Consider the following 202-nt stretch of genomic DNA (forward strand, 5'->3'; position numbering starts at 1 on the left):
TGTGTCACGTCTTTAAAATTCATCGAAGCGGTTATTATGCTTGGTTGAAAAAGCCACTGTCTGATCGGTCTATTGAAGATCTGCGACTGTTAGAACGAATACGTGAATGCCACATCGCTAGCGGTGGAACCTATGGAAGCCCATGGATACATCGTGACCTTCGGGATGAGGGAGAATCCTGTAGCGTACATCGTGTTGCCAA

1 protein-coding gene is annotated in these 202 nt (G+C 46.5%); it reads left to right on the plus strand.

The window, feature by feature from the left end:
• Positions 1–202 (plus strand): IS3 family transposase (locus V6259_RS20005; protein ID WP_341586020.1); only part of this gene is annotated, 202 nt, incomplete at both ends.

It is taken from the genome of Marinomonas sp. TI.3.20 (assembly GCF_038155025.1).
Classification (GTDB): domain Bacteria; phylum Pseudomonadota; class Gammaproteobacteria; order Pseudomonadales; family Marinomonadaceae; genus Marinomonas; species Marinomonas flavescens.